The organism is Nonomuraea sp. NPDC050404, assembly GCF_040655495.1.
In the GTDB taxonomy this organism is placed as follows: domain Bacteria; phylum Actinomycetota; class Actinomycetes; order Streptosporangiales; family Streptosporangiaceae; genus Nonomuraea.
In genome coordinates this window covers 587,502-611,967 of the sequence record NZ_JBFAKB010000003.1, presented here as the reverse complement: position 1 = coordinate 611,967, position 24,466 = coordinate 587,502, and the positions used below count along the sequence as shown (strand labels likewise).

Genomic DNA, 24,466 nt, shown 5'->3' with positions numbered 1-24,466 from the left:
GATGGGAGCTGGCATAGATTCGACACCATGAGCGTGGCCTATGAGGACTACGAAGATCTTCACCGCTTGGTTGACCGGCTCACCCCGGACCAGGCGCGGGCGGTGCGTGCGGTCGTTCTGCGGCTCGTTCCGAGCCAGCTGCCCGATAAGGCTCCTCCGCTCGAAGACGGCTGTGTCCGGCGCTTCCCGTTCGCCAAGACGATGCACGCTGAACACGACCTGGCTGCCCGTTCGGAAGACATCATCCGCAACGAGCCAGGTGGGAACACCGGGTGATCATCTGCGACACCCGACCTCTCGGGCATGCCTCGATCAGCGGTATCACGAACTGGTCCTGGTCCTCGCCGTCGCGATGGACCGCCTAACGTCAACCGAGCCTTCTTTCCCACCTGCCGAAGTGCGGGGAGAAGGCTCGGTTGCGTTCTTGCCAGAGCGGCGACAGACCTGGAGAAACGTGCGGTCAGGACGTCGAGGCGGCTCGAGGTGCAGCCGCCTGGTCATCGGTTTCCACCCACGGTTTATCCATGGCCCGGGTCAGTGCGTCGGCGCCGTCCATGGCGGGTGTGACACCCAGGCCGCGCAGCAGCATCGACGCTCCGGCGGCGGCCAGGCGTTCGTCGCCTGGCCGGTCGGTGTCGATGCCCTGCAGGTGCAGCAGCTCGCGCACTTCGCGCACCAGGTGCGCGGGGTCGTAGTACCGCATGGTGCTCACTTGCTGTCCTCCCACTTGGTCCCGGTGATTCGCTCGTAGACCTCGATGTACCGTGCCCGGGTGGCCTCCACGATGTGGTCGGGGATCGCCGGCCCCGGCGGAGTGCGATCCCAGTCGAGGGTGGAGGACCAGTCGCGGACGAACTGCTTGTCCAGCGCGTGCTGTGTACGGCCCGGCTCCCAGGAGTCGGCCGGCCAGAATCGGGAGGAATCGGAGGTGAGCACCTCGTCCGCCAGGACCAACTGGCCGTCCGGCGTGCGGCCGAACTCGAGCTTGGTGTCGGCGATGACAATGCCGCGCTCGGCGGCGATCTCGGCCCCGCGCCGGTAGATCTCCAGGGTGACGTCCCGCAGGTGCGCGGTGGTGTTCTCGCCGAGCTCGCCGGCGACGTCGTCGAAGGTGATGAACTCATCGTGCCCGACCGTGGCCTTGGTCGTCGGCGTGAAGATCGGCTCGGGCAGCCGTGACCCTTCCAGCAGCCCGGCAGGAAGCGGCACCCCGCTCACCGCGCCGGTCTTGCGGTACTCCTCCAGGCCCAGGCCGGCCAGGTAGCCGCGGGCAATCCACTCGACAGGCAGCATCTGCAGGCGGCGGACTCGTACGGCGCGGCCGGCCCACTCGTCAGGGACGTCCGTGCTGAGCACGTGGTTAGGGCAGACGTCGGCGAGCTGGTCGAACCACCACAGCGACAACTGAGTCAAGATCTTCCCCTTGCCGGGGATCGGCGTGGGCAGCACGACGTCGTAGACGGAGACGCGATCCGACGCCACCAGGATCAGATCGTCGCCATCCGCGTAAACGTCACGCACCTTGCCGGAGTGAACCAGTTCCACAGTGTTCCTCTCAGTTGTCCGGGATTTCGAACTCGTAGGTCTGCCAGCGCCCCGCCGTGTTCACGTACTCGCCGTACTCGATGACGACGCCGTCACCGTCGTACACCCAGTTGCGGCCGCGTAGGACTGGTGATCCTTCAGGAATGCCCAGATCGTGGGCATCCTGTTGGGTGGCGTTGTCGGCCGCGTGCTGGTCACGTGTGTACTTGATGACGCGCCCGGTGGTCTCCGCGATGTAGCCGAAGGTCCCCTGCACGATGCGGTCGGTTTCCAGCAGGCGGGGAGCCACGTCGGCCAACTGGCCGGCGAACCAGGAAGTGGACGCCGACACCGGCTGGCCATCGCGGTACGTCACCCGCTGACGGCGGATCACAGAGCTGTCCACCTCGACGCCCAGGGCGTCAGCGACGCGCCCGTCCGCCTGGACAAGCTCAGCCGTCTCGATCCTGGCGCGCTCGTTCGGCGGGTAAATCCTTCCGGTACGGCGGATCGCAAACGCTCGATCGGTGGGGGAATGGGAGGCCGCCTGAGTCTTCACAATGGTTCCACGGCCAGGCGTCGCCTCCACAAGGCCCTCACCGCGCAACGTGGTGATGACCTTGGTGGCGGTGGCGATCGCGACGCCCCACTCCTCCGAGATCTGGCGCCCAGTGGGCAGCCGGTCACCCTCACGCAGCGACCCCGACATGATCTTGTCGCGGTAGTGCTTCACGATCTGGAGGTAAGGAGGGTCAGGGCGGTTCAACTCGGGTGCCATGAGTGCATACTCCAAGCGACAACATTTGGACTAGTGCAACGCATTGTAATGCACTAGTCCAAATGTCCCAGCATCGCCCCCGCATGCCGAGAAGTCGGCGGAAGACCAAGGCCACGATGCCGCGCCTCATGTTGTACGGCCGAAGCTCTGGACATTGAACTAGTGCGTAGCTAACTTTGAACTAGTGCAAGCCTTGCAGCGAGAGGAGGAGGGATGTCGGTTCCCACCGACTTGGCCGCCTGGACTGGGGTTCCTGTCTGGGACGCCAAGCAGGCCGTGGGCGGCTTCTGGTTGCCAGGCCTTCCGGCGTCGGTGCCGGTGGCGCGGCATTGCGCGCGCGTCGTGTTGCGCGTGCCGGTCGGCGATGAAATCGACGACGTGTTGCTGGTGCTCACCGAGTTGACAGCGAATGCGATCACACACACCCGGTCCGGCTTGCCGGGCGGTCGGGTGCGGGTGGAGTTCGAGTTGGACGGTCCCACGAGGCTGCTCGTCAAGGTGATCGATCAGGGATCGGCGAAGGTGCCCCATCCGCGGACACCGACAGCGGCAATCCAGAACGACGGGCGTGGGCTCCATCTGGTCGGGAGCCTCGCCAAGGAGTGGGGCGTGCGCTGGCCCGGACGGGGTTGCGTGGTGTGGGCGCTCATAGAGTTGCCCGCATCGGAGAAGGCAGACACGGGAGGCCTCAGGTATAGGACGACGAAGGATCGACCTGGCCGGGAACGGAGGAGCGCCGGGAGTGGTGGACATATGGCGGATGCCGTGGCCGGAACGAATGGAAGAGCCCCCGCAGTGTCCCTGTATGAGGTTTTGTGTGCCGCCGCACGCCGCCGTCAGTCGGATGACGGGACGTCATGACCGGTGTCGCGCCGCCCCGGCTGCGGGTACCGTACATCACCGCGTGCAGCGAGGAAACGGTGTCGCTGCCACTGGCGTTCGTCCCGGATCCGGGCGCTACGGACGGGATGCGGCTCAGCTACGCCGACGCCATACCGGAGGACTTCCACTTTGGCGTGCTGTGGGCACGTCAGGGACAGCAACGGGGTGGCCGGCCGGAGTGGAAGGCGGTCAACTGCTTCAGGCAGCGCCGCTGCATGACTCGCTTGTTGTGCCAGGTGTGCGCCCGGTCGGCGACGGGGCCGGACGGCCGCGTCTCGTGGTTGCCGGCTGACGATCCGGACAACGATCCTGCCCGCAAGGGGTACACCAACGCCCCACCGACGTGCGCCGACTGCATCCCGGAGGCGGTGTCCACCTGCCCGCGCCTGCGGCGAGGTGCGAGTGTCCACATGGTTGGCCACACGGAGCCCTACGGCGTCCTCGGCAACCTCCTGCGCCCGTCCCACGGCACGATCATCACCACGGAGAGCCAGTCCGTGATCCCGCTGGATGCCTTCCACCGCCTGGAGTACGCGCTCGCCGTGCAGCTTCTCGTCACGCTGGATGATCTGGAACCCGCCCCTCGTCCCCTTCCACGAGGGCCGGTGAAGATCCCTTAGCCCGGAGCGAGGTGTTGGGGCGGCTCCTGCCAAGGCGCATGACACCACAGCGCCCTCGAACCACTTAGGTGGTCAAGTGTGCGCACGTGGCGGCGGCCGGCCCCGTGCGGGGTCAGCGGGCGTTTTCCTGGAGGCCATCAGCCACGTGCGGTGGGTGGCGGTGTCGTTGGCTGTGCCGTAAAGGATGGATGTCTTTCAGCCGGAGGCGAGTTGGCGGCCGCGGTCGCGGGCGGCCTCGATGGCGGCCAGGAAAGCCGCGCGCACGCTGTGGCGTTCCAGCTCCGCGATGGCCGCGATCGTGGTGCCGCCCGGGGAGGTGACGGCCTCGCGGAGGATCACCGGGTGTTCGCCCGAGTCGCGCAGCATCACGGCGGCCCCGACGATCGACTGGGTGACCATGTCGAGGGCGGCGGCGCGGGGCATGCCGAGCAGGATGCCCGCGTCCACCATGGCCTCGACCAGGTAGAAGAAGTAGGCGGGGCCGCTGCCGGACAGGGCCGTGGCGGCGTCCTGTTGCGACTCGGGGATGCGCAGGACCTTGCCGACCGGCTGCAGCAGGCCCTCGGCGAGTTTGAGGTGTTCCTCGCCCGCGTACGCCCCGGCCGAGATCACGCTCATCGCCTCGTCGAACCTGATCGGCGTGTTGGACATCACCCGCACCACCGGCACCTCGACGCCGAGCCGCTGCTCCACGAAAGCGGTGGTGATGCCGGCCGCGGCGCTGATCACCAGGCGCTCGGCGGGCACGTAGGAGGCGATCTCGGCCAGCAGCGTGCCCATGTCCTGCGGCTTGACGGCCAGGATGAGGGTGTCGGCGGACTTGGCGGCCTCGGCGTTGGACACGGTCCGCACGCCATAGGTCTCGCGCAGCGCCTGGGCCCGTTCGGCCCTGCGGGTGGTCGCCATGATGTCGCCGGGCTTGAACCCGGCCCGCAACAACCCGGACAGCAGGGCCTCGCCCATCTTGCCCGTGCCCAGAATCGCGATCATTTCGACCCCTCAAAGAAAGACAGACGCTGACCCTGCAGCTTATCGCGGCACCTGCGCCCGTTATCGGCGCGAGAGCAGGGAGCGCAGGAAGAAGGCCAGGTTGCGGGGGCGTTCCGCCAGGCGGCGCATGAGGTAGGCGTACCAGTCGGCGCCGTAGGGGACGTAGACGCGCATGCGTGAGCCGAGTCCGGCCAGGCGGGCCTGTTCGTCGGGGCGCACGCCATACAACATCTGGTATTCCAGGCCGGTCACGTCGCGGCCGTCGAGCACGGCGAGCGTGGCGGCGATGCGCAGCAGCCTGGGGTCGTGCGTGGCGACCATGGGGTAGCCGGTGCCGGCCATGAGGATCTTCAGGCACCGTACGAAGGCACGATCGATGTCGACCGGCCTGGTGTAGGCGCCGGGAGCGGTGTAGGCGCCCTTGCACAGCCGTACCCGGGCACCGCCGAGCCGCTCGCAGCGCTCCAGCGAGTCCGGCAGGTACGCCTGCACCACCACCCCCACGTCGGGATGATCCCTGCGCAGCGCGGCGTGCACGGCGTGCAGCCCGGGGATCGTGTCGTGCTCCTCGGCGTCGAGCGTCACCGTGACACCCCTGTCCGCGGCGGCGGCGCAGATGGCGGCGGCGTTGCCGAGCGCGAGCCGCTGCGACTGCCGCAACCCGAGCGCGGTGAGCTTGACCGACACGTCGGCGCCGGCGGGCAGCAGGTCGAGCAGCGACAGGTAGGTGGCGACGGCGGCCTCGGCCTGCGCCGCGTCCGCGACCTCCTCGCCGAGGTGGTCGACGCTGACGAGCAGACCGCCCCGGGTCAGCTCGCCGATCACCGCGCCGATGTCGTCGGCGACGTAGCGCCTGACCACGTCCGCCGTCAGCGGCGAGATGGTGACGAGCCGCTCGGCGCGCGGACTCCTGGAGAGGGCGAGCATGGCCTGACGGAGCACGTGACCCACACTAAACAACTGAACCATCGGCGGGCGTGATCCGTCGTAGGGATATGCGGACTATGACAGCGACTCTCGTGGCCGGATGCCTGGCCCTCGCCACGGGCTGCGGTACGGCCCAACCCGTGCAGCAGGCCTCCTCCGTGACCCCGGCGAAGCCTCCGGTCGTATCGAACCCGGTCACCAGCGAGCCTCCCAAGGGCCCCAAGCACGTCAAGGCGACGGGCAACGCGATCAACGTGCGCAAGATCCGCTTCGAGAAGGCCAAGGCCGTCTCGAAGGGCAAGAAGCTCCAGCTCACCTGGTGGTCGGGGGTGGAGCCGTGCACGGTGCTCGACCGGGTCAAGGTGAAGGAGACCGGCAAGAAGGTCACGGTCACCCTGTACGAAGGCACCGCGCCCAAGGCGAAGAACATGTCGTGCATCATGATCGCGGTCGAGAAGACCACGACGGTCAAGCTCAAGAAGGCCCTGGGCAAGCGGAAGATCGTGGATGGCGCCAAGACCTGAGCCGTCTGCCGAGCGTCAAGACGTGATCTGTCCACTTGCGGACAACCCCAGTGACAAATGATCGATTGCTTGCGATACATCGATCAAGACACCGTGGCGTGGGGGCGCCGAAGGTGATGTCACGCTCCAATGGGGGAACCCTTGAGACGGCTCTTACGCTGCTTGGTTTCTGCTGCCCTGATCCTGACCGGCCTCGCGGTGCTCGCCCCGCAGGCGGCGGCGCTGCCGCAACGTTTCCAGAAACAGACCGTCTTCAGCGGCCTGGTCGCCCCGACCAACGTCGAGTTCGCCCCCGACGGGCGGGTCTTCGTGGCGGAGAAGGGCGGCTACATCAAGGTCTTCGACTCACTCACGGACACCACCCCCACCGTGTACGCCGACCTGCGCACCCGCGTGCACGACTTCTGGGACCGCGGCCTGCTGGGCCTGGCGCTGCATCCGAACTTCCCCGCCGACCAGCGCGTCTACGTGCTCTACTCGCACGACGCCGAGCCCGGCGGCGGCGCGCCCCGCTGGGGTCTGCCGGACGACGACTTCGACGGCTGCGCCTCCCCTCCCGGGCCGACCGAGGACGGCTGCCGCATCACCGGCCGCCTGTCCGTCATCTCCCCCACCGGCGCTGAGACGCCGCTGATCACCGACTGGTGCCAGCAGTACCCCAGCCACTCGGTCGGCGACCTGCGCTTCGGCCGCGACGGCATGTTGTACGCCTCCGCCGGTGACGGCGCCAGCTTCGAGTTCCCCGACTACGGCCAGGACCACCTGACCAGCTCGGACGTGGTGCCGGACAATCCGTGCGGCGACCCGCCGAACGCGGTGGGCACGGCGCTGAGCCCGCCGAACGCCGAGGGCGGGGCGCTGCGGTCCCAGGACGTGCGGACGAGCGGCGACCCGGCCGGCCTCGACGGCACCATCATCCGGATAAATCCGGATACGGGGGCGGCTGCGGCCGGGAACCCGAACGCCGGCAGCTCAGATCCCAACGTGGCCAGGATCGTCGCCAACGGCCTGCGCAACCCGTTCCGCTTCGCCACCCGTCCCGGCACGGACGAGATCTGGTCCGGCGATGTCGGCTGGGGCGCGTACGAGGAGATCAACCGGATCGCCGACCCCACCGCCGGCGTGGCCAACTTCGGCTGGCCCTGCTACGAGGGCCAGGGCAGGGACGTCAGCTACGACGCCCTGAACCTGACGATCTGCGAGAACCTCTACGCCGCCGGCGCCTCGGCGCACACGCAGCCGTTCTACGCCTGGAACCACGGCCGGCGCCTCTACACCGGCGACACCTGCGCCCCCGGCAACCAGTCCTCCTCCAGCGGCGTCGCCTTCTACGAGGAAGGCACCTACCCGGAGTCCTACGACGGGGCCCTGTTCTTCTCCGACTACAGCCGCAGGTGCGTCTGGGTGATGACCGAGGGCGCGAACGGCCAGCCGGACCCGGCCACGCTGAGCACGTTCGACACCGGCATCGGCACGGTGGAGCTGGAGACCGGCCCGAACGGCGACCTGTTCGCGGTGGACTACGACAACGGCACGATCGTCCGCTACATCTACAACAACGCCCCGCCCAACGCCGTGATCGATGCCACGCCCACGTCCGGCGGCGTCCCGCTGAGCGTGGACTTCTCGGCCACCGGCTCGACCGACGCCGACGGCGACCCGATGACCTACGCCTGGGACCTCGACGGCGACGGCGAACTCGACGACTCCGCCTCGGCGACTCCTTCGCGCACGTACACGCAGATCGGCTCGTACGTCGTCACGCTGCGCGTACGCGACGACAAGGGCGGCCAGGACGACACCACGGTCACCATCAACGTGGGCAACACCGCGCCGACGGCGACGATCGGCTCCCCCGCGGCCACCCTCACCTGGGCGGTGGGAGACACGATCAACTTCTCCGGCACGGGCGCCGACCCGGAGGAGGGCACGGTCCCGGGGTCCCGCATGGAGTGGACCCTGATCATGCACCACTGCCCCGGCGCCTGCCACACGCACGAGATCACCAGGTACACCGGCGCGTCCGGCTCCTTCCAGGCGCCCGACCACGAGTACCCCTCGCATCTGGAGCTGCGCCTGACCGTGACGGACGAGTTCGGGCTGAGCGACACCGCGAGCGTGCTGCTGCAGCCGAAGACCGTGAACCTCACCTTCCAGAGCGATCCGCCGGGTCTGCAACTCGGGTTCAACCAGGAGGTGACGCAGACGCCGTTCACCAGGACGGTGATCGCCAACTCCAGCAACGCGATCACGGCGCCGTCCCCGCAGGACACCTACGCGTTCGGCTCCTGGTCGGACGGCGGCGCGGCGACGCACAACTTCCACGCGCCGGCGACGGCCACGACGTACACGGCGACGTTCGAGCAGTCGCCGCATCCGCCCGGCCTGGTGGCCGCCTACCCCATGAACGAGAACACCGGCACCACCACTGCCGACTCCGTCGACGGCAACACCGGCACGCTCACCGACACCACCTGGTCGGCCACCGGCAGGTACGGCCCGGCGCTGTCCTTCAACGGCTCATCGAGCTGGGTCACCGTCCCCGACGCCGCCGCCCTCCGCCTGACCACCGGCATGACCGTGGAAGCCTGGGTCAGGCCCGCCGCCGTCACGAGCTGGCGGACCGTCGTCATGAAACAACACGAGGACGGCCTGGCCTACGTCCTGACCGCCGGCAGCGACAGCAACCGCCCGCACACCGCCATCCACACCACCGGCGACGCCGACATCGGCGGCACCGCCTCGCTGCCGCTCAACACCTGGAGCCATCTGGCCGCCACCTACGACGGCACCACCCTGCGCCTGTACGTCAACGGCACCCAGGTGGGCCAGCGTGTCACCGACGGCCCCATCCGCACCGACGACGGCGTGTTGCGCATCGGCGGCAACAGCCTCTGGGGCGAGTACTTCGAGGGCCTCATCGACGAGGTACGCGTCTACGACCGGGCACTCACCCCGGCCCAGATCCACACCGACATGAACACCCCGCTCTAGGACCATCTCCCCCGCGGACCCCCGGACACGCACCCACCGTGCCGGGGGTCCGCCCTTTCTCCAGGAACCGCCGAGCTGGTTGTCCCGTTACGCCTGGTGTGGACTATCACGCCCGTTCTTGTCGTTTCGTCGGGAATGCGGGCGCGCTCATTGAGGTTGAGTCGAGTAGGCTCAAGTCGTTTGACAAAGACGACACGCATCCATAGGTTGAGTCCAATCGACTCAACTTTGACTACAAGGACGTACTCATGGCACGTGCGGTAGGTATCGACCTGGGGACGACCAACTCCGTCGTCTCGATCCTCGAAGGCGGTGAGCCCACCGTCATCGCCAACGCGCAGGGTTCGCGGACCACGCCGTCCGTGGTCGCCTTCGCCAAGAACGGTGAGGTCCTCGTCGGTGAGGTCGCCAAGCGGCAGGCCGTCACCAACGTGGACCGCACGATCCGCTCGGTGAAGCGGGAGATGGGCACCAACTGGTCCCAGGAGATCGACGGCAAGAAGTTCTCGCCGCAGCAGATCAGCGCCTTCGTGCTGCAGAAGCTCAAGCAGGACGCCGAGGCGTACCTGGGCGAGAAGATCACCGACGCGGTGGTCACCGTTCCCGCCTACTTCAACGACGCCCAGCGCCAGGCCACCAAGGAGGCCGGCACGGTCGCGGGCCTCAACGTGCTGCGCATCATCAACGAGCCGACCGCGGCGGCCCTCGCCTACGGGCTCGACAAGGAGCAGGACCAGACGATCCTGGTCTTCGACCTCGGTGGCGGCACCTTCGACGTGTCGCTGCTCGACGTCGGCCAGGAGGACGGCCACGGCTTCGTCGAGGTCAAGGCCACCTCCGGTGACAACCACCTCGGCGGTGACGACTGGGACCAGCGCGTCGTGGACGAGCTCGTCAAGCGCTTCCAGAACGCGCACGGCGTCGACCTGGCCAAGGACAAGATGGCGCTCCAGCGCCTGCGCGAGGCGGCCGAGAAGGCCAAGATCGAGCTGTCCAGCCAGTCCGAGACCAACATCAACCTGCCCTACATCACGGCCTCCTCCGAGGGCCCGCTGCACCTCGACGAGAAGCTCACCCGCAGTGAGTTCCAGCGCCTGACGGCCGACCTGCTCGAGCGGACCAAGGGCCCGTTCCACCAGGTCATCAAGGACGCCGGCATCAAGGTCGCCGACATCGCGCACGTGGTGCTCGTGGGCGGCTCGACCCGTATGCCCGCCGTCTCCGAGCTGGTCAAGGAGCTGACCGGCGGCAAGGAGCCCAACAAGGGCGTCAACCCGGACGAGGTCGTCGCCATCGGCGCCGCTCTCCAGGCCGGCGTGCTCAAGGGTGAGGTCAAGGACGTCCTGCTGCTCGACGTGACCCCGCTGTCGCTGGGCATCGAGACCAAGGGCGGCATCTTCACGAAGATCATCGAGCGCAACACGACGATCCCGACGAAGCGCTCCGAGGTCTTCACCACGGCCGAGGACAACCAGCCGTCGGTGCAGATCCAGGTCTTCCAGGGTGAGCGCGAGATCGCCTCCTACAACAAGAAGCTGGCCACCTTCGAGCTGACCGGCATCGCGCCGGCGCCGCGCGGCATCCCGCAGATCGAGGTCACCTTCGACATCGACGCCAACGGCATCGTCAACGTCTCCGCCAAGGACCTGGGCACGGGCAAGGAGCAGACGATGACGATCACCGGCGGCTCCGCGCTGCCGAAGGACGACATCGAGCGCATGATGCGCGAGGCCGAGTCCTACGCCGAGGACGACAAGAAGCGCCGCGAGGAGGCCGAGGTCCGCAACAACGCGGACGGTCTGGCCTACCAGACGGAGAAGTTCCTGCGCGAGAACGACGACAAGGTCCCCGGCGAGATCAAGACCGAGGTCAACGAGGCCCTGGCCGAGCTGAAGAAGGCTCTGGAGGGCACCGACACCGACGTCATCCGCACCAACGCGGAGAAGCTCGCCACGGTCAGCCAGAAGATGGGTTCGGCGATCTACGCTCAGAGCCAGGGCCAGCAGGCCGGCCCCGAGGGCGCCCCGCAGGGCGACGCCACGGCCGACGCCGGTGAGGGCCAGAAGGCCGACGACGACGTGGTCGAGGCCGAGATCGTGGACGACGACCAGCCGAAGAAGGACAAGTGATGCCGCCGCGTGACAACGGGCAAGAGGAGCCGGTGATCCGCGACAACCGCAAGATCGACCCCGAGACGGGCCAGGTCAGGGAGCCCACGCCCACGGAGCCCGCAGCCGCCCAGCAGGCGGCCCCGCAGGCGCCCGCGGGCGACGGCGAGCTGGAGGTCCAGCTCGCCGAGCGGACCGCCGACCTGCAGCGTCTCCAGGCCGAATACGTGAACTACCGCAGGCGCGTCGAACGCGACCGTGCCGCGGTTCGCGAGCAGGCCGTCGCCGGGGTGCTGTCGGAGCTCCTGCCCGTGCTCGACGACATCGGCAGGGCACGCGATCACGGTGAGCTGACCGGCGGCTTCGCGAAGGTGGCGGAGTCGCTGGAGTCGGCGCTCACCAAGCTGGGCCTCAGCGCGTACGGGCAGAAGGGCGAGCCGTTCGACCCGACCGTCCACGAAGCCCTGATGCACAGTTATTCGCCGGACGTGACCGAGCCAACGGCCGTCGAAGTGTTGCAGCCTGGATACCGGATGGGTGACAGGGTGCTTCGCCCGGCGCGGGTGGCCGTCGCCGAACCCGAGGACGCCCCTGCCGCGTCCAATGACGACGACAACTGAGCCAAGGACGAGGGGCCGTAGATGAGCACCAAGGACTACCTGGAAAAGGACTACTACGCCGTCCTTGGTGTGCCCAAGACCGCCACCGCCGACGAGATCAAGAAGGCGTACCGGAAGCTGGCCAGGCAGTACCACCCTGACACCAACCAGGGCGACTCGACCAAGGAGACCAAGTTCAAGGAGGTCTCCGAGGCTTACGACGTCCTGTCGGACGGCAAGCGCCGCAAGGAGTACGACGACGCGCGCACGCTGTTCGGATCCGGGGTGGGCGGCCAGCGTCCTGGCGGTGGCGGCTTCCCGTTCGACTTCGGTGACCTGTTCGGCGGCACCGGCCAGCAGCAGGGCGCCGGCGGAGGCGCGGGTGAGCGGCTCGGCGACCTGTTCGGCGGGCTGTTCAACCGGGGCGGCACCGGCCGCACCACCAACGCCACCAGGCCCCGGCGTGGCCAGGACATCGAGTCCGAGGTGACGCTGACGTTCACCGAAGCGGTCGAGGGCACCACCGTGTCGCTCAGGCTGACCAGCTCCGCCGCCTGCGCCGCGTGCACCGGCACCGGCGCCAAGGCGGGCACGACCCCGAGGGTCTGCCCGACCTGTGAGGGCACCGGAGCGGCCAGCCGCAACCTGGGCAACTTCGCCTTCTCCGAGCCGTGCCGCGACTGCAAGGGCCGCGGGCTGATCGTGGACAACCCCTGCCCCGTGTGCGACGGCAGCGGGCGGGCCAAGAGCACGCGCACCATCCAGGCGCGCATTCCCGCGGGGGTGGCCGACGGCCAGCGGGTCAAGCTCAAGGCCAAGGGCGCGCCGGGCGAGAACGGCGGCCCGGCCGGCGACCTCTACATCCAGACGAACGTCAAGGCGCACGCCGTGTTCGGCAGGACGGGTGAAAACCTGACGATCACGGTGCCGGTGACGTTCACGGAGGCCGCTCTGGGGGCTGAGATCAAGGTGCCGACGCTCAAGGGCATGCCGGTCACGCTGCGCATTCCCGCGGGCACGCCCAACGGGCGCACGTTCCGCGTGCGCGGCAGGGGCGTCGCCCGCAAGGACGGCACCAAGGGCGACCTGCTCGCCAGCGTCGAGGTGGTCGTGCCGAAGACGCTCGACGACAAGTCGCGTGAGCTGCTCAACGAGTTCAACACCGCGCACGCGGACGAGGACCCGCGCGCAGAGCTCATTCAGCGAGCCAGAAGCGAGTAGTAGCCGATGGACGCCAATTATTTCGACCTCTCAGACGACACCCCTGTCTATGTGATCTCGGTGGCCGCGCAGCTGTCGGGTCTGCACCCGCAGACGCTGCGCCAGTACGACCGGCTCGGGCTGGTCAGTCCTGGACGTACGGCGGGGCGCGGCCGCCTCTACTCCACGAGAGACATCATCCAGCTCCGCGAGGTGCAGCGGCTCTCCCAGGAAGAGGGCATAAACCTCGCGGGGATCAAACGGATCCTCGAACTCGAGAACGAAGCTCTTCGGCTGCGTGAGGAGGTTGTCCGCCTGCGCGCCGAGATGCGGATGGTCAGAGCGCTGATCCGTTACGAGCTGCCACCGGGGGCCTAGGAAAGACATGGACTACAAGCTCACCCAGAAGAGCCAGGAAGCGCTCTCGGGTGCCATGCGGCGCGCCGCCGCCGAGGGCAACCCCGAGATCTCTCCCGCTCACCTGATGACCACGCTGCTCTCCCAGACGGGCGGCACCGCCGTACCGCTGCTCGAAGCCGTCGGCGCCGACTGGCGCACGCTGCGGGCACGCACGGAGGAGCAGCTCGCGTCGCTGCCCAAGGCGCAGGGCTCGACGGTGGGGGCGCCGTCGAGTTCGCGCCAGCTCCTGACCGTGATGAACACCGCCGCCCAGCACGCCAACCGCCTGGAAGACCTCTACGTCTCCACCGAGCACCTGCTGGTCGGCCTGGCCGCCGACGGCGGCCAGTCGGCCGAGCTGCTCAGGTCGCAGGGCGCCACGCCGCAGGCGCTGCTCGACGCGTTCGAGAAGGTACGCGGCAACGCCCGCGTCACCAGCGAGACCCCTGAGGACACCTACCAGGCGCTGGAGAAGTACGGCGTCGACCTGACCGAGCACGCCAGGGGCGGCAGGCTCGACCCGGTGATCGGCCGCGACACCGAGATCCGCCGCGTGGTGCAGGTGCTCAGCCGCCGCACCAAGAACAACCCCGTGCTCATCGGCGAGCCCGGCGTCGGCAAGACCGCGGTCGTCGAGGGCCTGGCCCAGCGCATCGTGGCCGGCGACGTGCCGGAGTCGCTGCGCGGCAAGCGGCTGATCTCGCTCGACCTGGGCGCGATGGTGGCCGGCGCGAAGTACCGGGGCGAGTTCGAGGAGCGGCTCAAGGCCGTGCTCTCCGAGATCAAGGAGAGCGACGGGCAGATCGTCACCTTCATCGACGAACTACACACCGTCGTCGGCGCGGGAGCCGCCGAGGGCGCGATGGACGCCGGCAACATGCTCAAGCCCATGCTGGCGCGCGGCGAGCTGCGCATGATCGGCGCGACCACGCTGGACGAGTACCGCGAGCGCATCGAGAAGGACCCCGCGCTGGAGCGCCGCTTCCAGCAGGTCTACGTGGGCGAGCCCACGGTCGAGGACACGATCGCGATCCTGCGCGGGCTCAAGGGCCGCTACGAGGCCCACCACCAGGTGCAGATCGCCGACAGCGCGCTGGTGGCCGCCGCCTCGTTGTCCGACCGCTACATCACCAGCCGCTTCCTGCCCGACAAGGCCATCGACCTGGTGGACGAGGCCGCCTCGCGGCTGCGCATGGAGATCGACTCCCGTCCGGTGGAGATCGACCAGCTCCAGCGCAACGTGGACCGGATGAAGATGGAGGAGCTGGCCCTGTCGAAGGAGACCGACGAGGCCAGCGTCCAGCGGCTCGACCGGCTCCGCCAGGAGCTGGCCGACCGCCAGGAGGAGCTCAACGCCCTGGTCGGCCGCTGGGAGCACGAGAAGGCCGGGCTCAACAAGGTCGGCGAGCTGAAGAAGCAGCTCGACGACACGCGGGGCGCGGCCGAGCGGGCCCAGCGCGACGGCGACTTCGAGGCGGCCTCGCGGCTGATGTACGCCGAGGTGCCCAAGCTGGAGCAGGCGCTCAAGGCCGCCTCCGAGGCCGCGCCGCCCGACAACGCCATGGTCAAGGAGGAGGTCGGGGCCGACGACATCGCCGAGGTGATCTCGTCGTGGACCGGCATTCCGTCCGGGCGGCTGCTGGAGGCGGAGACCGCCAAGCTGCTGCGCATGGAGGAGGAGCTGGGCCGGCGCCTCATCGGGCAGCAGCGGGCCGTACAGGCCGTGTCCGACGCCGTACGCCGTACGCGTGCGGGCATCGCCGACCCCGACAGGCCGACGGGCTCGTTCCTGTTCCTCGGCCCGACAGGGGTGGGCAAGACGGAGCTGGCCAAGGCGCTGGCGGACTTCCTGTTCGACGACGAGCGGGCGATGACCCGCATCGACATGAGCGAGTACTCCGAGAAGCACAGCGTGGCCAGGCTCGTCGGCGCGCCTCCCGGCTATGTCGGCTACGAGGAGGGCGGGCAGCTCACCGAGGCCGTCAGGCGGCGGCCGTACACCGTGGTGCTGCTCGACGAGGTCGAGAAGGCCCATCCCGAGGTGTTCGACATCCTGTTGCAGGTGCTCGACGACGGACGGCTGACCGACGGGCAGGGCCGCACGGTCGACTTCCGCAACACGATCCTGATCCTCACCTCCAACATCGGCTCGCAGTTCCTCGTCGATCCCAAGCTGGAGAACGGCGCGAAGCGCGAGGCGGTCATGGGGGCGGTGCGCAGCTCGTTCAAGCCGGAGTTCCTCAACCGGCTCGACGACGTGATCCTGTTCGACGCGCTCGGTTCGGAGGAGCTGGCGCAGATCGTGGATCTGCAGGTCGAACGCCTGGCCCAGCGCCTGGCCGACCGCAGGCTGACGCTGGAGGTCACGCCGGCGGCCCGCGAGTGGCTGGCGCTGACCGGCTACGACCCGCTGTACGGCGCCCGCCCGCTGCGCCGCCTGGTCCAGTCCGCCATCGGCGACAAGCTGGCCAAGGCGGTGTTGTCGGGTGAGGTCGTGGACGGCGACCAGGTCCTGGTCGAGCTGGGCGACGACGAACTGCTCATCAACCGCGGATCCTGATTCGCTTTTCGAGGCCCGGAGATCCAGGCGATCTCCGGGCCTCGGCGTGTCATGGCAGGGTCATCGGGTCCGCCGCTCGGTAAGGTTCGCCCCAGCTTCGGACAAGGAGCCCGCACCCCCGCCGCCCCGGCGACTACGTTCGGCGTTCGTCAGATCACCGAAACCGATCAGGGGGACGAGTGTCATTCCAGAAGATCCGGAGCATGATCGCGGTGGCCGCTCTGACCGCCGGTGTCAGCTGGCTGTTCGCAGGCCCTTCCACGGCCGACAGTTGCACCGAGACCGCGCTGCTTTCACCCGCCACGGCCTCTTCACCCGGCTGCGAGCCTCCCAACCTGCGCGTCGGCCAGGGTCTCGGTGAGGGCTCCGGAGGGCCGGGCAGCAGCCGCATGATCACCGAGGAGAGCAACGCGCTGGCGATGGCCGCCGGCGAGCTGGCCAGGCGCCTCGGCCTGACCGGTCTGGCGACCGGCAAGGAGGTGCTGGGCGCGGCGGACATCGGTGGCATCGCGGCCAACTGGGGCATGCCCTCGCTGGCCTCCTCCTCGCCCGCGCTGTTCCCCATGGCGCCGGGTCCGATCGGCATGGCGGATCTGTCCACCGTGGCCGGCATGCCGGGGCTGCCGTCGCTGCCGCAGCTTCCGCGTACGCCGCTGCAGGACAAGCTGCCGGGCATGATGACACTCGGCCAGGAGCCCTACCACAACCGCGTCCAGGGCAGCGGGGTCCAGTCGCCGATGGACCTGCAGCAGCCCGTCAACATGGTCAGCGAGAACCTGATCGGCACCCTGCTGCCCAAGGCGGTGGAGGGCGTGGAGAGCACCTCGAAGCTGCCGGGCGGCGCTCCCGCGATCTCCGGGTTCGGCGCGCTCGTTGAGGGTCTCGAACTGCGATGAGCCATTTACGTCCGGGCGCGGGTCGTGCCTGCCGCGCCCGGATTCCCACAGCCGGAGGGGCCGCGGTCGCCCGGCCGCGACCCCTCCGGCGAAAGCGCCTGCGGGCCTTCGGGGAATCGCCCGCGGGCCCTCAGGGGATCACCTGCGAGTACTCAGGAGATCATCTGCGGGTACTCCTCAGGGAGCCCTGCCGGAAGCGGCGGGCTCAGCGGACGCGCGGTCGTCTCCTGAGGCTGGGCTCAGGAGACGAGTTCGTCCAACTCGTCCTCGGGGAGCCCGAGATCGACCCTGATGCGGTAGCGGGTACGCAGCAGCGCCACCTGCTCTGGATCGTTCTCGTCACACCGCAGGGCGGCCTGCGTCGCCCATTCGAGCCCTCCTTGGAGGTCTCCATAGGCGACCAGAGTCTCGGCGATCGTGTGCGCGGTCGCCGTGGAGACGTTGCCCTCCGCGCGTATCGTCTCGATGACCTCCCTGGCCTCATCCGGTCTGTCGAGTTCGAAGAGCGTGTCGGCGATGCCGGCACGCGGGTCGAAACCCGCCTCGCCGCCGTCCTCGACCGCGCGCTGGAAACACTCCATCGCACGGGCGGGCTGGCCGGCGGCTCGCCACTCCTCGGCGGCGAGGACCAGGATGGAAGCCCTGGAGACATCGCCGGTGGAGTAGTCGAGCGCGACGTCGTACAGCCGGCTGGCCAAGGAACTGTGGTCGTCGGCCAGCAGGGCCTGCTCCAGCAGACGATCAAGGTGCTCACGGGTCACATGCGCCACACCGCGAGACTACCGAGCCACCCGGTTCTTTGCCCGGTCATTTCACATCGCCGGTCCCGTTCAAATTCGGTAACGTCGCGTTCAAACCTGCTCACAGTACGCGTGTTCGCGCAGCTCGCGGGGGATAAACCGGTCGCTTTGCCGCCACGCGAGCGGAGGGACTGTGATGGGCATGTCCAGGCATCTGACCTTCACGCTGGCCTGTGCCGTCGTGTTGTCGGCCCTCGTTCCCGGTGTGGCCGGATATCTGTCGGCCCGGCTGGAGGCCATCGAGACCGCCGAGCGGAACCTCCGGGCGCTGGAGGCGCGCCTGCACGTCCGCGAGAACAGGGATGCCCGTCCGGTCTCCTTCCCCGCCCCGTGCCTGCGCACCCCCGTCGCGCCACGGCTGCGGCAGGTGCCCGCCACGGCGCTCGGCACGGCACTCGGCACGCGCGAGCACCGCAAGTCCTGGCTCCGTGACGTGCCGGCCTGGCTGGCCGACCCGCTCAGGGAACTGTGGGAGTCCGGCGAACGCTGACCCGACCCCACTCGGCGCGGGGCCCTTTCCACGAGGAGCCGCGACTGGGGCCCTTCCCGCGAGGAGCCCCGACTCGGGGCCATTCTCGCGAGGAGTCGCGGCTCGGAGCCCTTCCCGCGAAGAACCTCAGCGCGGGGACCAGGATTTGAGCTGGCGGGCCAGGAATCCTCTGATCAGATGCTTGGCGGCGTCGATCATCTCGGGGGTGCCGTCGGGGTCGCGGCGGAAGGCCAGTTTCAGCACCGCGTCGCCCGCCTCGACGGCCACGAGCACGGCCAGGTCGAGCTCGTCGCTGTCGGCCAGCCCGAACTCCTTCAGGAACAGCCCGCGCAGCCGCCCCGCGATCACCGTGTTGTTCTCGGAGTCGGAGTCGAGCAGGTTGAGGTCCACGGCATCGCCGAAGTGCAGGCTCTTGAAGCCCGGGACCGTCCTGTGCATGTCCACGTAGATGTCGATGATCACATCCACGGCTTCCTCCCAGCCGCGGTATTCCTCTTCGAGGAACGTGCGATCGACCCTGCGGACGAACTCCTCGACGTTACGCCTGGTGAGCTCCTGGGTGATGGCCCGCTTGTCGGGGAAGAACTGGTAGACCGATCCGATGGCCACGGCCGCCCGCTCGGCTATGCGGGTGGTGGACAGGGCCTCGTATCCGGTCTCGTCGAGCAGTACGGCGCAGGCGTCGAGCATGCGCTCGACGCGGCGGGCGCTGCGGCGCTGTGCGGGCTGCCGCCTGAGGGCTCTGGGTTGGACGCACTCGTCGTCCATTTGCGGCGAAGACACGGATTCATCTTCTCCTGTATGGGCGATCATTACCTGCCAATTTACGGATTTCTCGGAGCTGCGCCAACCCGGGCCAGCCCGCGCATCAGGCGGGGCGAAATCCGGGACAGGGCATAGCCGATTTTCCCCTCCAAGTTCACCGGCACAACAGCCTCGTTTCTGTGCACGGCACGCAGAATGTGCGCAGCCACGCGTTCGGCCGGATATCCGCGCCATGCCAGCGCCCTGACGGCCCGCTCGCGCAGCCCGCCGTCGGTGTACGTGGTACGCCCGGCGATGCCCGTCGAGACGAACCCCGGGCAGACGACGCTGACCCCGACCCCCCGACCGGCCAGTTCCCCCCTGAGGCAGTCGCTGAGCATCTTCACGGCGGCCTTCGACGTCGAGTACGCGGGCAACACCCTGGAGGGCGCGAAGGCGGCCAGGGAGGCGACGTTGACGATGTGCCCGCCTTCGCCGCGTTCGGCCATGGCCGCGCCGAAGAGGCGGCAGCCGTGGATGACGCCCCAGAGGTTGACGTCGATGGTCCTGCGCCAGTCTTCGAGACTGTGGTCGAGGAACGCGCCGGCGACCACGATCCCGGCATTGTTCACCACAATGTCCGGCACGCCATATTCAGAGATGATATTTCGCGAAAAATCCTCCATCTGGTCGGCATTCGCCACATCAACCTGAACCCCGTACGCCGTACCACCCAGCTCTCTCCCAATAGCGTCAGCGGCCCGTTTGGCGGCATCCATCTCGATATCCGCGCAAATCACCTCAGCCCCATGCGCCGCGAACGCCCGCGCCGTCGCCAGCCCGATCCCCGCCCCGGCCCCGGTGACCACCACCAGCCGCCCGCCGAACGCCCTCTGCATCTCGACCCCCTATTAGACGATATGTCCAACAGGATAGGTCGATCAGGGCCGCGCGGCCAGTCCGGCGCAGGAGCGCAGGGCCTTCCAGTCGGCCACCGCCTGGGTCCTGGCCGACCCCGTCATCGGCACCGGGATGCCCCCCTGGATGGTGGCCGGGGTCCAGGTGTCCTTGAGCACCTTCCGCCCGTTGATCGTCAGCGTCAGCACGCCGGTCCTGCCGGTCGTGCCCGGCGTGGAGTTGTAGAAGACGAAGTTGCCCATGCCGTAATGCACGTAGGCGTTGTCGAGGTAGCCGCCGCCGAGCAGGATGTGCGCGTGCCCGCCGACCACCACGTCGGCCCCCGCCTTGACCAGCTTGGGCGCCAGTGAGAGCTGTGCCTCGTTGGGGCACTTCTGCAGCTCGGTGCCCCAGTGCAGGTGGACGATCACGGTGTCGGAGTTCTTGCGCGCCTGCCGTACCGCGCGCAGCAGAGCCGTCTCATCCTTCGCCGAGGCCAGCCCGCCCTGCTCGGAGGTGGCCGTCCACGCGGAGATGAACTCCGCGTCCAGCACCTGCGTGGCGCCGATGATCGCGACGCGGTTGCCGTTCACGGTCTTTCTGAAGGGCCGGTACGCCTGCGCCGCGTCCGCCCCGATCCCCACCACGGGGAACCTGCTCTTCTTGGCCGCCGCCAGCGAGTCGGCCAGCCCGGTCTCCATGTAGTCCATGCCGTGGTTGTTGGCCATGGAGGCGACGTCCACCCCGGCGGCCTTCAACGCGGTGAGCGCGCTGGGCGGCGCCCTGAAGGTGTACTGCTTGCCGGGCGCGGGCGTCCCGCCCGTGGTGATCGCCGTCTCCAGGTTCACCATCGCCAGGTCGGCCTTGCGGAACACGTTCGCGATCGGCCCGAGCGCCGTGCGCGGGTTGTTCAGCCGCGCCCGCAACATCCCCTCGAAGTGCACGTCCCCGCCGAAGGAGATCGTGTACGGCTCGCGCTCCGGCGTCGGCTTCTCCTTGGGTGAGGCGCTGGCCCGCTGCTCCACCCGCCGCGGTTCCGGCTCCGGCTCCTGTGCCGACGAACACGCCACCAGCGATGCGACCACGGCGAAGACCGGGAGGGCACGGGGGAGTCTCATTTGTCGCACTTTCGCTCGATTCCTGACTTACAGGGATCGAGCATGCCATGTGGGACTGACTACCGCGCAGTACCCCGACTACCAACCAATTTGGACATAGCAGCACGAGTCTTGTCGTCCATGGGCGTGTAGACGATCAGCCGGATCTCCGGCCCCGCCGTCAGGCTGGTCGTGCTGAAGCGCAGAACCCCGAGCTCCGCGTTCTTGTAGCCCTTGATCCGCGGCCCCGGGTCGGCCACGTCCTGGCGCGCCCAGAGCCGGGCGAACACCGCGCTCTCGGAGCTGAGCCGGCGCACGAAGTCCTGCCAGCAGGGATCGTCGGCGTGCCGGCTGTAGGCTCCCCTGAAGACGGCCACGGTCCGCCCCAGTTCCTCATCGCGCGCCAGCAGCCGCGTCGTGGGCGAAGGGTGCAGGCAGAGCTGCCAGAGTGAGTTGCGCTCCCCTTCGGGCGCGGCGACCAGTTCGGGGAACAGCAGCGCGTAGGCGTCGTTCCAGGCCAGGGCGTCACACCGGCTGTTGGACACGCAGGCGGGCATGTCGCCGAGCCGGTCGAGTATCTGCTGCATCTCCGGCGTCACCTGGCCCGAGTCCACCGGGATCGGGTCGGCGGACTGGCCGGCCAGCCGGTAGAGGTGGTGCCGCTCGGCGCTGTCCAGCCTGAGCGTGCGCGCGATCGCGTCCAGCACCTGCGTGCTGGCGTTGATCGGCCGCCCCTGCTCCAGCCACGTGTACCAGGTCACGCCCACACCCGCGAGCTGCGCGACCTCCTCGCGGCGCAGCCCCGGGGTCCTTCTGCGCGGGCCCGGCGCGAGCTCGACCATGTCCGGGGTGATCCGCTCGCGGCGGGAGCGCAGGAACGCCGACAGGTCGGTGCGCCTTGCTTCTGCCATCACCATTTCTCCACTATGGGGGCATAAGGCGACATTTATCCAGTTATCGCCAGTACCAGTATAAAGGGGCTCTCGTTACTGGTACCGCAAGCGCGGCAGACTGGTCAGCATGTCGCAAACCGCCGCGTTCTCCCCTCCTGCGCGCACCACGACGCGGGAAGCAACTCCCAAGGCCAGCGGCCTGCTCCTGACGATCATCCTCGTGGGGCAGTTCCTGGCCATCCTGAACGTCAACATCGTCAACGTGGCCACCCCGACCATCGAGGCCGACCTGCACTCGTCGGGCGCCGGGCTGCAGATGATCGTCGCCGGTTACACCATTGTCTATGCCGTCCTGTTGATCACTGGCGCCAGGGTCGGCGACCTGTTCGGCTATCGCCGCGCGTTCCTGGGCGGCCTGGCGCTTTTCACGCTCACCACGCTCGCCGCGGGCCTGGCGCCCTCGACGGGCTGGCTGGTGGGCTTCCGGCTGTTGCAGGGCGCCGGGGCCGCGATGATGATGCCGCAGGTGCTGACGTTGATCCAGCGCAACTACCAGGGCGCGGCCCGTGGGCGGGCGATCGGCCTGTGGTCGCTGGTGATCAGCGGTGGCATCGTGGCCGGCCAGGCACTCGGCGGGATTCTGCTGGGCTTCGGCCTGGGCTGGCGGGTGTTGTTCCTGGTGCTGGTGCCCGTCGGGCTGCTGCTCCTGGTGGCCGGTGTCCGGGTGCTGCCCGCCGACCAGGGCGGCGGCCGTACCGGGCTCGACCCGCTGGGCCTGGTGACCCTGTCGGCGGCCGTGCTGCTCTTCGTGGTCCCGCTGGTGCTCGGCCGCGACCTCGGCTGGCCCCTGTGGGGCTGGCTCTCGATGGGCCTGAGCGTGCTGACGTTCGCCGCGTTCGTCCGGATCGAGCGCTGGGTCACCGCACGGGGCGGCCGCCCTCTGGTGGACGCGCGGGTGCTACGCGCACCCGGCATGCGGCCCGGCCTCGCGGTCCTGCTGTTCGGCCCCGCCACCTGGGGCGCCTTCCTGTTCACCTCCGCCCTGCACCTACAGGGCGACCTGCACATGACGCCGCTGGCCTCCGGCATGATGCTCGTGCCGTGCGCGCTGACCTTCGGTCTGGTGGGACTCGCCTGGCCACGCCTGCCCGCGCGCCTGCAACGCCCCCTGGTGCCCTTCGGCTACGTGGTGGCCGCTCCGGCCTACATCGGCCTCGGGCTCGCCGCCGATGGCGGGCTCGCGTACGCGATCATGAGCGCCCTCATCGGCGCGGGGCTCGGCGTGCAGGTCGCGGTGACGAACATGGCGACCGAGCAGGTGGACGGCGCGTACGCGGCCGACGCCAGCGGCGCCCTGCTCACCGTGATGCAACTCGGCCAGGTCATCGGCGTCTCCGCCATCGGAACGCTCTTCATCTCCCTGGACCGGAGCATCGCCTCCGCGGCCTCGGCCTCCCTGACCACCTCCGCCGCCATGGCGGGCCTGGCCGTACTCGCCGGCGTCAGCTCAATCTTCCTCGTACGCCGCCGCACCCCGCTCCCCGCATGACCGGAAGATGATGCGCTACGACCGAGAACGCGTCGCACGGCGCCTGGGCGCGAGCCGGTCCTGATACGCCGGGCGGCGCGCCCCCGTCGCGGGGCCGCGCCGCGCGGGATCAGCTGAGGCCCTTCAGCCAGGCAACGATCTGCGGGGTGATCAAGAGGATCACGATGCCGCCCAGCACCTGGGCCAGCATGCCCGCCCAGACCTGGGCGCGGAACCAGTTCCACGCGCGTGCCGGCCACCGAAGGCTGTCACCGGGCCGGCTGTGGAGCCGGAACTCACGATCCACCGACTTCACCAGCGCGGACGGCACCTGGCCGTAACCTACGACCTTGATGGTCAACTTTCTGAGGTTCGCGCGGATGGTGAGGTGGTAATCGTCCTTATCCACGATCAGCGCCACGTTGTGGGCCGCGTCGTCCGTCAGTGCCGTGCGCAGGTCCGCGCACGTAATGATGCGTAGATCGTTCGTCTCTATTTGCACCCGATATAACCGCCGTGCGGCCGTGTCGAGTGCCTGCTCGACGCTGAGAAGAGCCTGATGCAGCTCTTCGAGGTTGCGGAACTTATATTGCCGATTCACAGATCTCGGCATTGGCAGATAATCGTCCATGCCAGGTCCCCGGGTATGTTTCGTGGAGCCACGACACGCAGGCCGTCGTCGGCCTGTGAGAAAGCGGTCCGTGCGGCTGAGGCACGCAGGACCTTCGGCGGGAACGGCCCTGATCGTTGTGCTGACAACGTGCCAGGGCCGTTCTTTTAAGCGCTGGTCGCGAGGGCGTTAAGGTCGAACTCGCCACCGCGGACGCCCGCCGTGAACGCCGCCCACTCCGCAGGCGTGAAGACCAGGACCGGGCCGTCCTGCTCCTTGCTGTCCCGGAGCGCGACATTGCCGTCGGCCAGGGGGGCGACCTCGACACATGCCGCCGACCCGTTGCAGGCGCTGCTCTTCCGCCAAGCCGCGGTCTCAATATGGTTGTACATTTTCGTCCCAAATA

Annotated in this window: 24 protein-coding genes and 1 pseudogene; 13 read left to right on the top strand and 12 right to left on the bottom strand. The window is 68.7% G+C overall.

Features of this window, described 5'->3' with window-relative positions:
* Nucleotides 1–27 precede the first annotated feature (27 nt).
* The gene (locus tag AB0I81_RS11350) at nt 28–276 is read left to right on the top strand and encodes a hypothetical protein (protein ID WP_360653756.1); all 249 of its coding nucleotides are present in this window, start codon (nt 28–30) and stop codon (nt 274–276) included.
* A gap of 184 nt (nt 277–460) precedes the next feature.
* On the opposite strand, the gene AB0I81_RS11345 is transcribed toward AB0I81_RS11350, so the two are convergent.
* From AB0I81_RS11345 to AB0I81_RS11335, 3 genes are read right to left on the bottom strand one after another with little or no spacing between them, the layout of a single operon-like run.
* Nucleotides 461–712 carry a hypothetical protein gene (locus tag AB0I81_RS11345; protein ID WP_360653753.1) on the bottom strand — a complete coding sequence of 84 codons (252 nt, stop codon included), beginning with the start codon at nt 710–712 and terminating at the stop codon, nt 461–463.
* Complete coding sequence (locus AB0I81_RS11340) at nt 709–1,545, bottom strand: phosphoribosylaminoimidazolesuccinocarboxamide synthase (RefSeq protein WP_360653750.1); 837 nt, start codon at nt 1,543–1,545, stop codon at nt 709–711. The genes AB0I81_RS11345 and AB0I81_RS11340 overlap by 4 nt, the downstream gene beginning before the upstream one ends.
* A 10-nt stretch (nt 1,546–1,555) precedes the next feature.
* Complete coding sequence (locus AB0I81_RS11335; RefSeq protein ID WP_360653747.1) at nt 1,556–2,302, bottom strand: GntR family transcriptional regulator; 747 nt, start codon at nt 2,300–2,302, stop codon at nt 1,556–1,558.
* 213 nt (nt 2,303–2,515) lie between these two features.
* On the opposite strand from AB0I81_RS11335, the gene AB0I81_RS11330 reads away from it, so the two are divergent.
* Together AB0I81_RS11330 and AB0I81_RS11325 are read left to right on the top strand one after the other, a co-directional pair.
* The gene (locus tag AB0I81_RS11330) at nt 2,516–3,163 is read left to right on the top strand and encodes an ATP-binding protein (RefSeq protein WP_360653744.1); all 648 of its coding nucleotides are present in this window, start codon (nt 2,516–2,518) and stop codon (nt 3,161–3,163) included.
* Nucleotides 3,160–3,804 (top strand): hypothetical protein, encoded by a 645-nt coding sequence (locus AB0I81_RS11325; RefSeq protein ID WP_360653741.1) that lies wholly within the window; start codon nt 3,160–3,162, stop codon nt 3,802–3,804. Before AB0I81_RS11330 ends, AB0I81_RS11325 begins: the two co-directional genes overlap by 4 nt.
* Nucleotides 3,805–3,999: 195 nt before the next feature.
* On the opposite strand, the gene proC is transcribed toward AB0I81_RS11325, so the two are convergent.
* Both proC and AB0I81_RS11315 read right to left on the bottom strand, forming a co-directional pair.
* On the bottom strand, nt 4,000–4,794 hold the full coding sequence (gene proC / locus AB0I81_RS11320) for a pyrroline-5-carboxylate reductase (protein WP_360653738.1): 795 nt from the start codon (nt 4,792–4,794) through the stop codon (nt 4,000–4,002).
* Nucleotides 4,795–4,854: 60 nt separating this feature from the next.
* Nucleotides 4,855–5,736, bottom strand: a complete 882-nt coding sequence (locus AB0I81_RS11315; protein WP_360653735.1) for a proline dehydrogenase family protein — start codon at nt 5,734–5,736, stop codon at nt 4,855–4,857.
* A 62-nt stretch (nt 5,737–5,798) separates the two neighbouring features.
* Here AB0I81_RS11315 and AB0I81_RS11310 point away from each other — a divergent pair, with 62 nt between their 5' ends.
* From AB0I81_RS11310 to AB0I81_RS11275, 8 genes and pseudogenes are all read left to right on the top strand, one after another.
* Nucleotides 5,799–6,245, top strand: a complete 447-nt coding sequence (locus tag AB0I81_RS11310) for a hypothetical protein (protein WP_360653732.1) — start codon at nt 5,799–5,801, stop codon at nt 6,243–6,245.
* 162 nt (nt 6,246–6,407) lie between these two features.
* The gene (locus tag AB0I81_RS11305) at nt 6,408–9,239 is read left to right on the top strand and encodes a LamG-like jellyroll fold domain-containing protein (protein WP_360653729.1); all 2,832 of its coding nucleotides are present in this window, start codon (nt 6,408–6,410) and stop codon (nt 9,237–9,239) included.
* 248 nt (nt 9,240–9,487) lie between these two features.
* Nucleotides 9,488–11,368: a molecular chaperone DnaK gene (gene dnaK / locus AB0I81_RS11300; protein ID WP_360653726.1), complete on the top strand. Its 1,881-nt coding sequence runs from the start codon at nt 9,488–9,490 to the stop codon at nt 11,366–11,368.
* Nucleotides 11,368–11,967 carry a nucleotide exchange factor GrpE gene (gene grpE, locus AB0I81_RS11295; RefSeq protein WP_360653723.1) on the top strand — a complete coding sequence of 200 codons (600 nt, stop codon included), beginning with the start codon at nt 11,368–11,370 and terminating at the stop codon, nt 11,965–11,967. The genes dnaK and grpE overlap by 1 nt, the downstream gene beginning before the upstream one ends.
* A gap of 21 nt (nt 11,968–11,988) precedes the next feature.
* Nucleotides 11,989–13,167 (top strand): molecular chaperone DnaJ, encoded by a 1,179-nt coding sequence (gene dnaJ / locus AB0I81_RS11290; protein ID WP_360653720.1) that lies wholly within the window; start codon nt 11,989–11,991, stop codon nt 13,165–13,167.
* A 6-nt stretch (nt 13,168–13,173) separates the two neighbouring features.
* Nucleotides 13,174–13,455, top strand: a pseudogene (locus tag AB0I81_RS11285) (helix-turn-helix transcriptional regulator); the annotation flags it as partial.
* A 76-nt stretch (nt 13,456–13,531) separates the two neighbouring features.
* Entirely contained in the window at nt 13,532–16,105 is a 2,574-nt protein-coding gene (clpB, locus tag AB0I81_RS11280) for an ATP-dependent chaperone ClpB (RefSeq protein ID WP_360653717.1), read from the top strand.
* Between the two features lie 203 nt (nt 16,106–16,308).
* Entirely contained in the window at nt 16,309–17,001 is a 693-nt protein-coding gene (locus AB0I81_RS11275) for a hypothetical protein (RefSeq protein WP_360653714.1), read from the top strand.
* Nucleotides 17,002–17,240: 239 nt separating this feature from the next.
* Here the strand turns inward: AB0I81_RS11275 and AB0I81_RS11270 are convergent, their stop codons facing one another.
* Complete coding sequence (locus tag AB0I81_RS11270; RefSeq protein ID WP_360653711.1) at nt 17,241–17,771, bottom strand: tetratricopeptide repeat protein; 531 nt, start codon at nt 17,769–17,771, stop codon at nt 17,241–17,243.
* 172 nt (nt 17,772–17,943) lie between these two features.
* On the opposite strand from AB0I81_RS11270, the gene AB0I81_RS11265 reads away from it, so the two are divergent.
* Nucleotides 17,944–18,291: a hypothetical protein gene (locus tag AB0I81_RS11265; protein WP_360653709.1), complete on the top strand. Its 348-nt coding sequence runs from the start codon at nt 17,944–17,946 to the stop codon at nt 18,289–18,291.
* A gap of 126 nt (nt 18,292–18,417) precedes the next feature.
* On the opposite strand, the gene AB0I81_RS11260 is transcribed toward AB0I81_RS11265, so the two are convergent.
* The 4 genes from AB0I81_RS11260 to AB0I81_RS11245 all read right to left on the bottom strand — a co-directional run bounded on the left by AB0I81_RS11260 (nt 18,418) and on the right by AB0I81_RS11245 (nt 21,940).
* Nucleotides 18,418–18,981, bottom strand: coding sequence for a TetR family transcriptional regulator (locus AB0I81_RS11260; RefSeq protein ID WP_360653930.1), 564 nt, complete (start codon nt 18,979–18,981; stop codon nt 18,418–18,420).
* A 134-nt stretch (nt 18,982–19,115) separates the two neighbouring features.
* Nucleotides 19,116–19,934 (bottom strand): SDR family NAD(P)-dependent oxidoreductase, encoded by an 819-nt coding sequence (locus AB0I81_RS11255; RefSeq protein WP_360653706.1) that lies wholly within the window; start codon nt 19,932–19,934, stop codon nt 19,116–19,118.
* A 42-nt stretch (nt 19,935–19,976) separates the two neighbouring features.
* A complete protein-coding gene (locus tag AB0I81_RS11250; protein ID WP_360653704.1) occupies nt 19,977–21,050 on the bottom strand; it encodes a CapA family protein in 1,074 nt (357 codons plus the stop codon).
* Between the two features lie 59 nt (nt 21,051–21,109).
* Nucleotides 21,110–21,940, bottom strand: coding sequence for a helix-turn-helix transcriptional regulator (locus AB0I81_RS11245; protein ID WP_360653701.1), 831 nt, complete (start codon nt 21,938–21,940; stop codon nt 21,110–21,112).
* A 109-nt stretch (nt 21,941–22,049) separates the two neighbouring features.
* On the opposite strand from AB0I81_RS11245, the gene AB0I81_RS11240 reads away from it, so the two are divergent.
* Complete coding sequence (locus AB0I81_RS11240; protein WP_360653698.1) at nt 22,050–23,471, top strand: MFS transporter; 1,422 nt, start codon at nt 22,050–22,052, stop codon at nt 23,469–23,471.
* Nucleotides 23,472–23,580: 109 nt separating this feature from the next.
* On the opposite strand, the gene AB0I81_RS11235 is transcribed toward AB0I81_RS11240, so the two are convergent.
* Both AB0I81_RS11235 and AB0I81_RS11230 read right to left on the bottom strand, forming a co-directional pair.
* Nucleotides 23,581–24,081 (bottom strand): hypothetical protein, encoded by a 501-nt coding sequence (locus AB0I81_RS11235; protein ID WP_360653695.1) that lies wholly within the window; start codon nt 24,079–24,081, stop codon nt 23,581–23,583.
* Between the two features lie 146 nt (nt 24,082–24,227).
* Entirely contained in the window at nt 24,228–24,452 is a 225-nt protein-coding gene (locus AB0I81_RS11230) for a DUF397 domain-containing protein (RefSeq protein WP_360653692.1), read from the bottom strand.
* Nucleotides 24,453–24,466 lie beyond the last annotated feature (14 nt).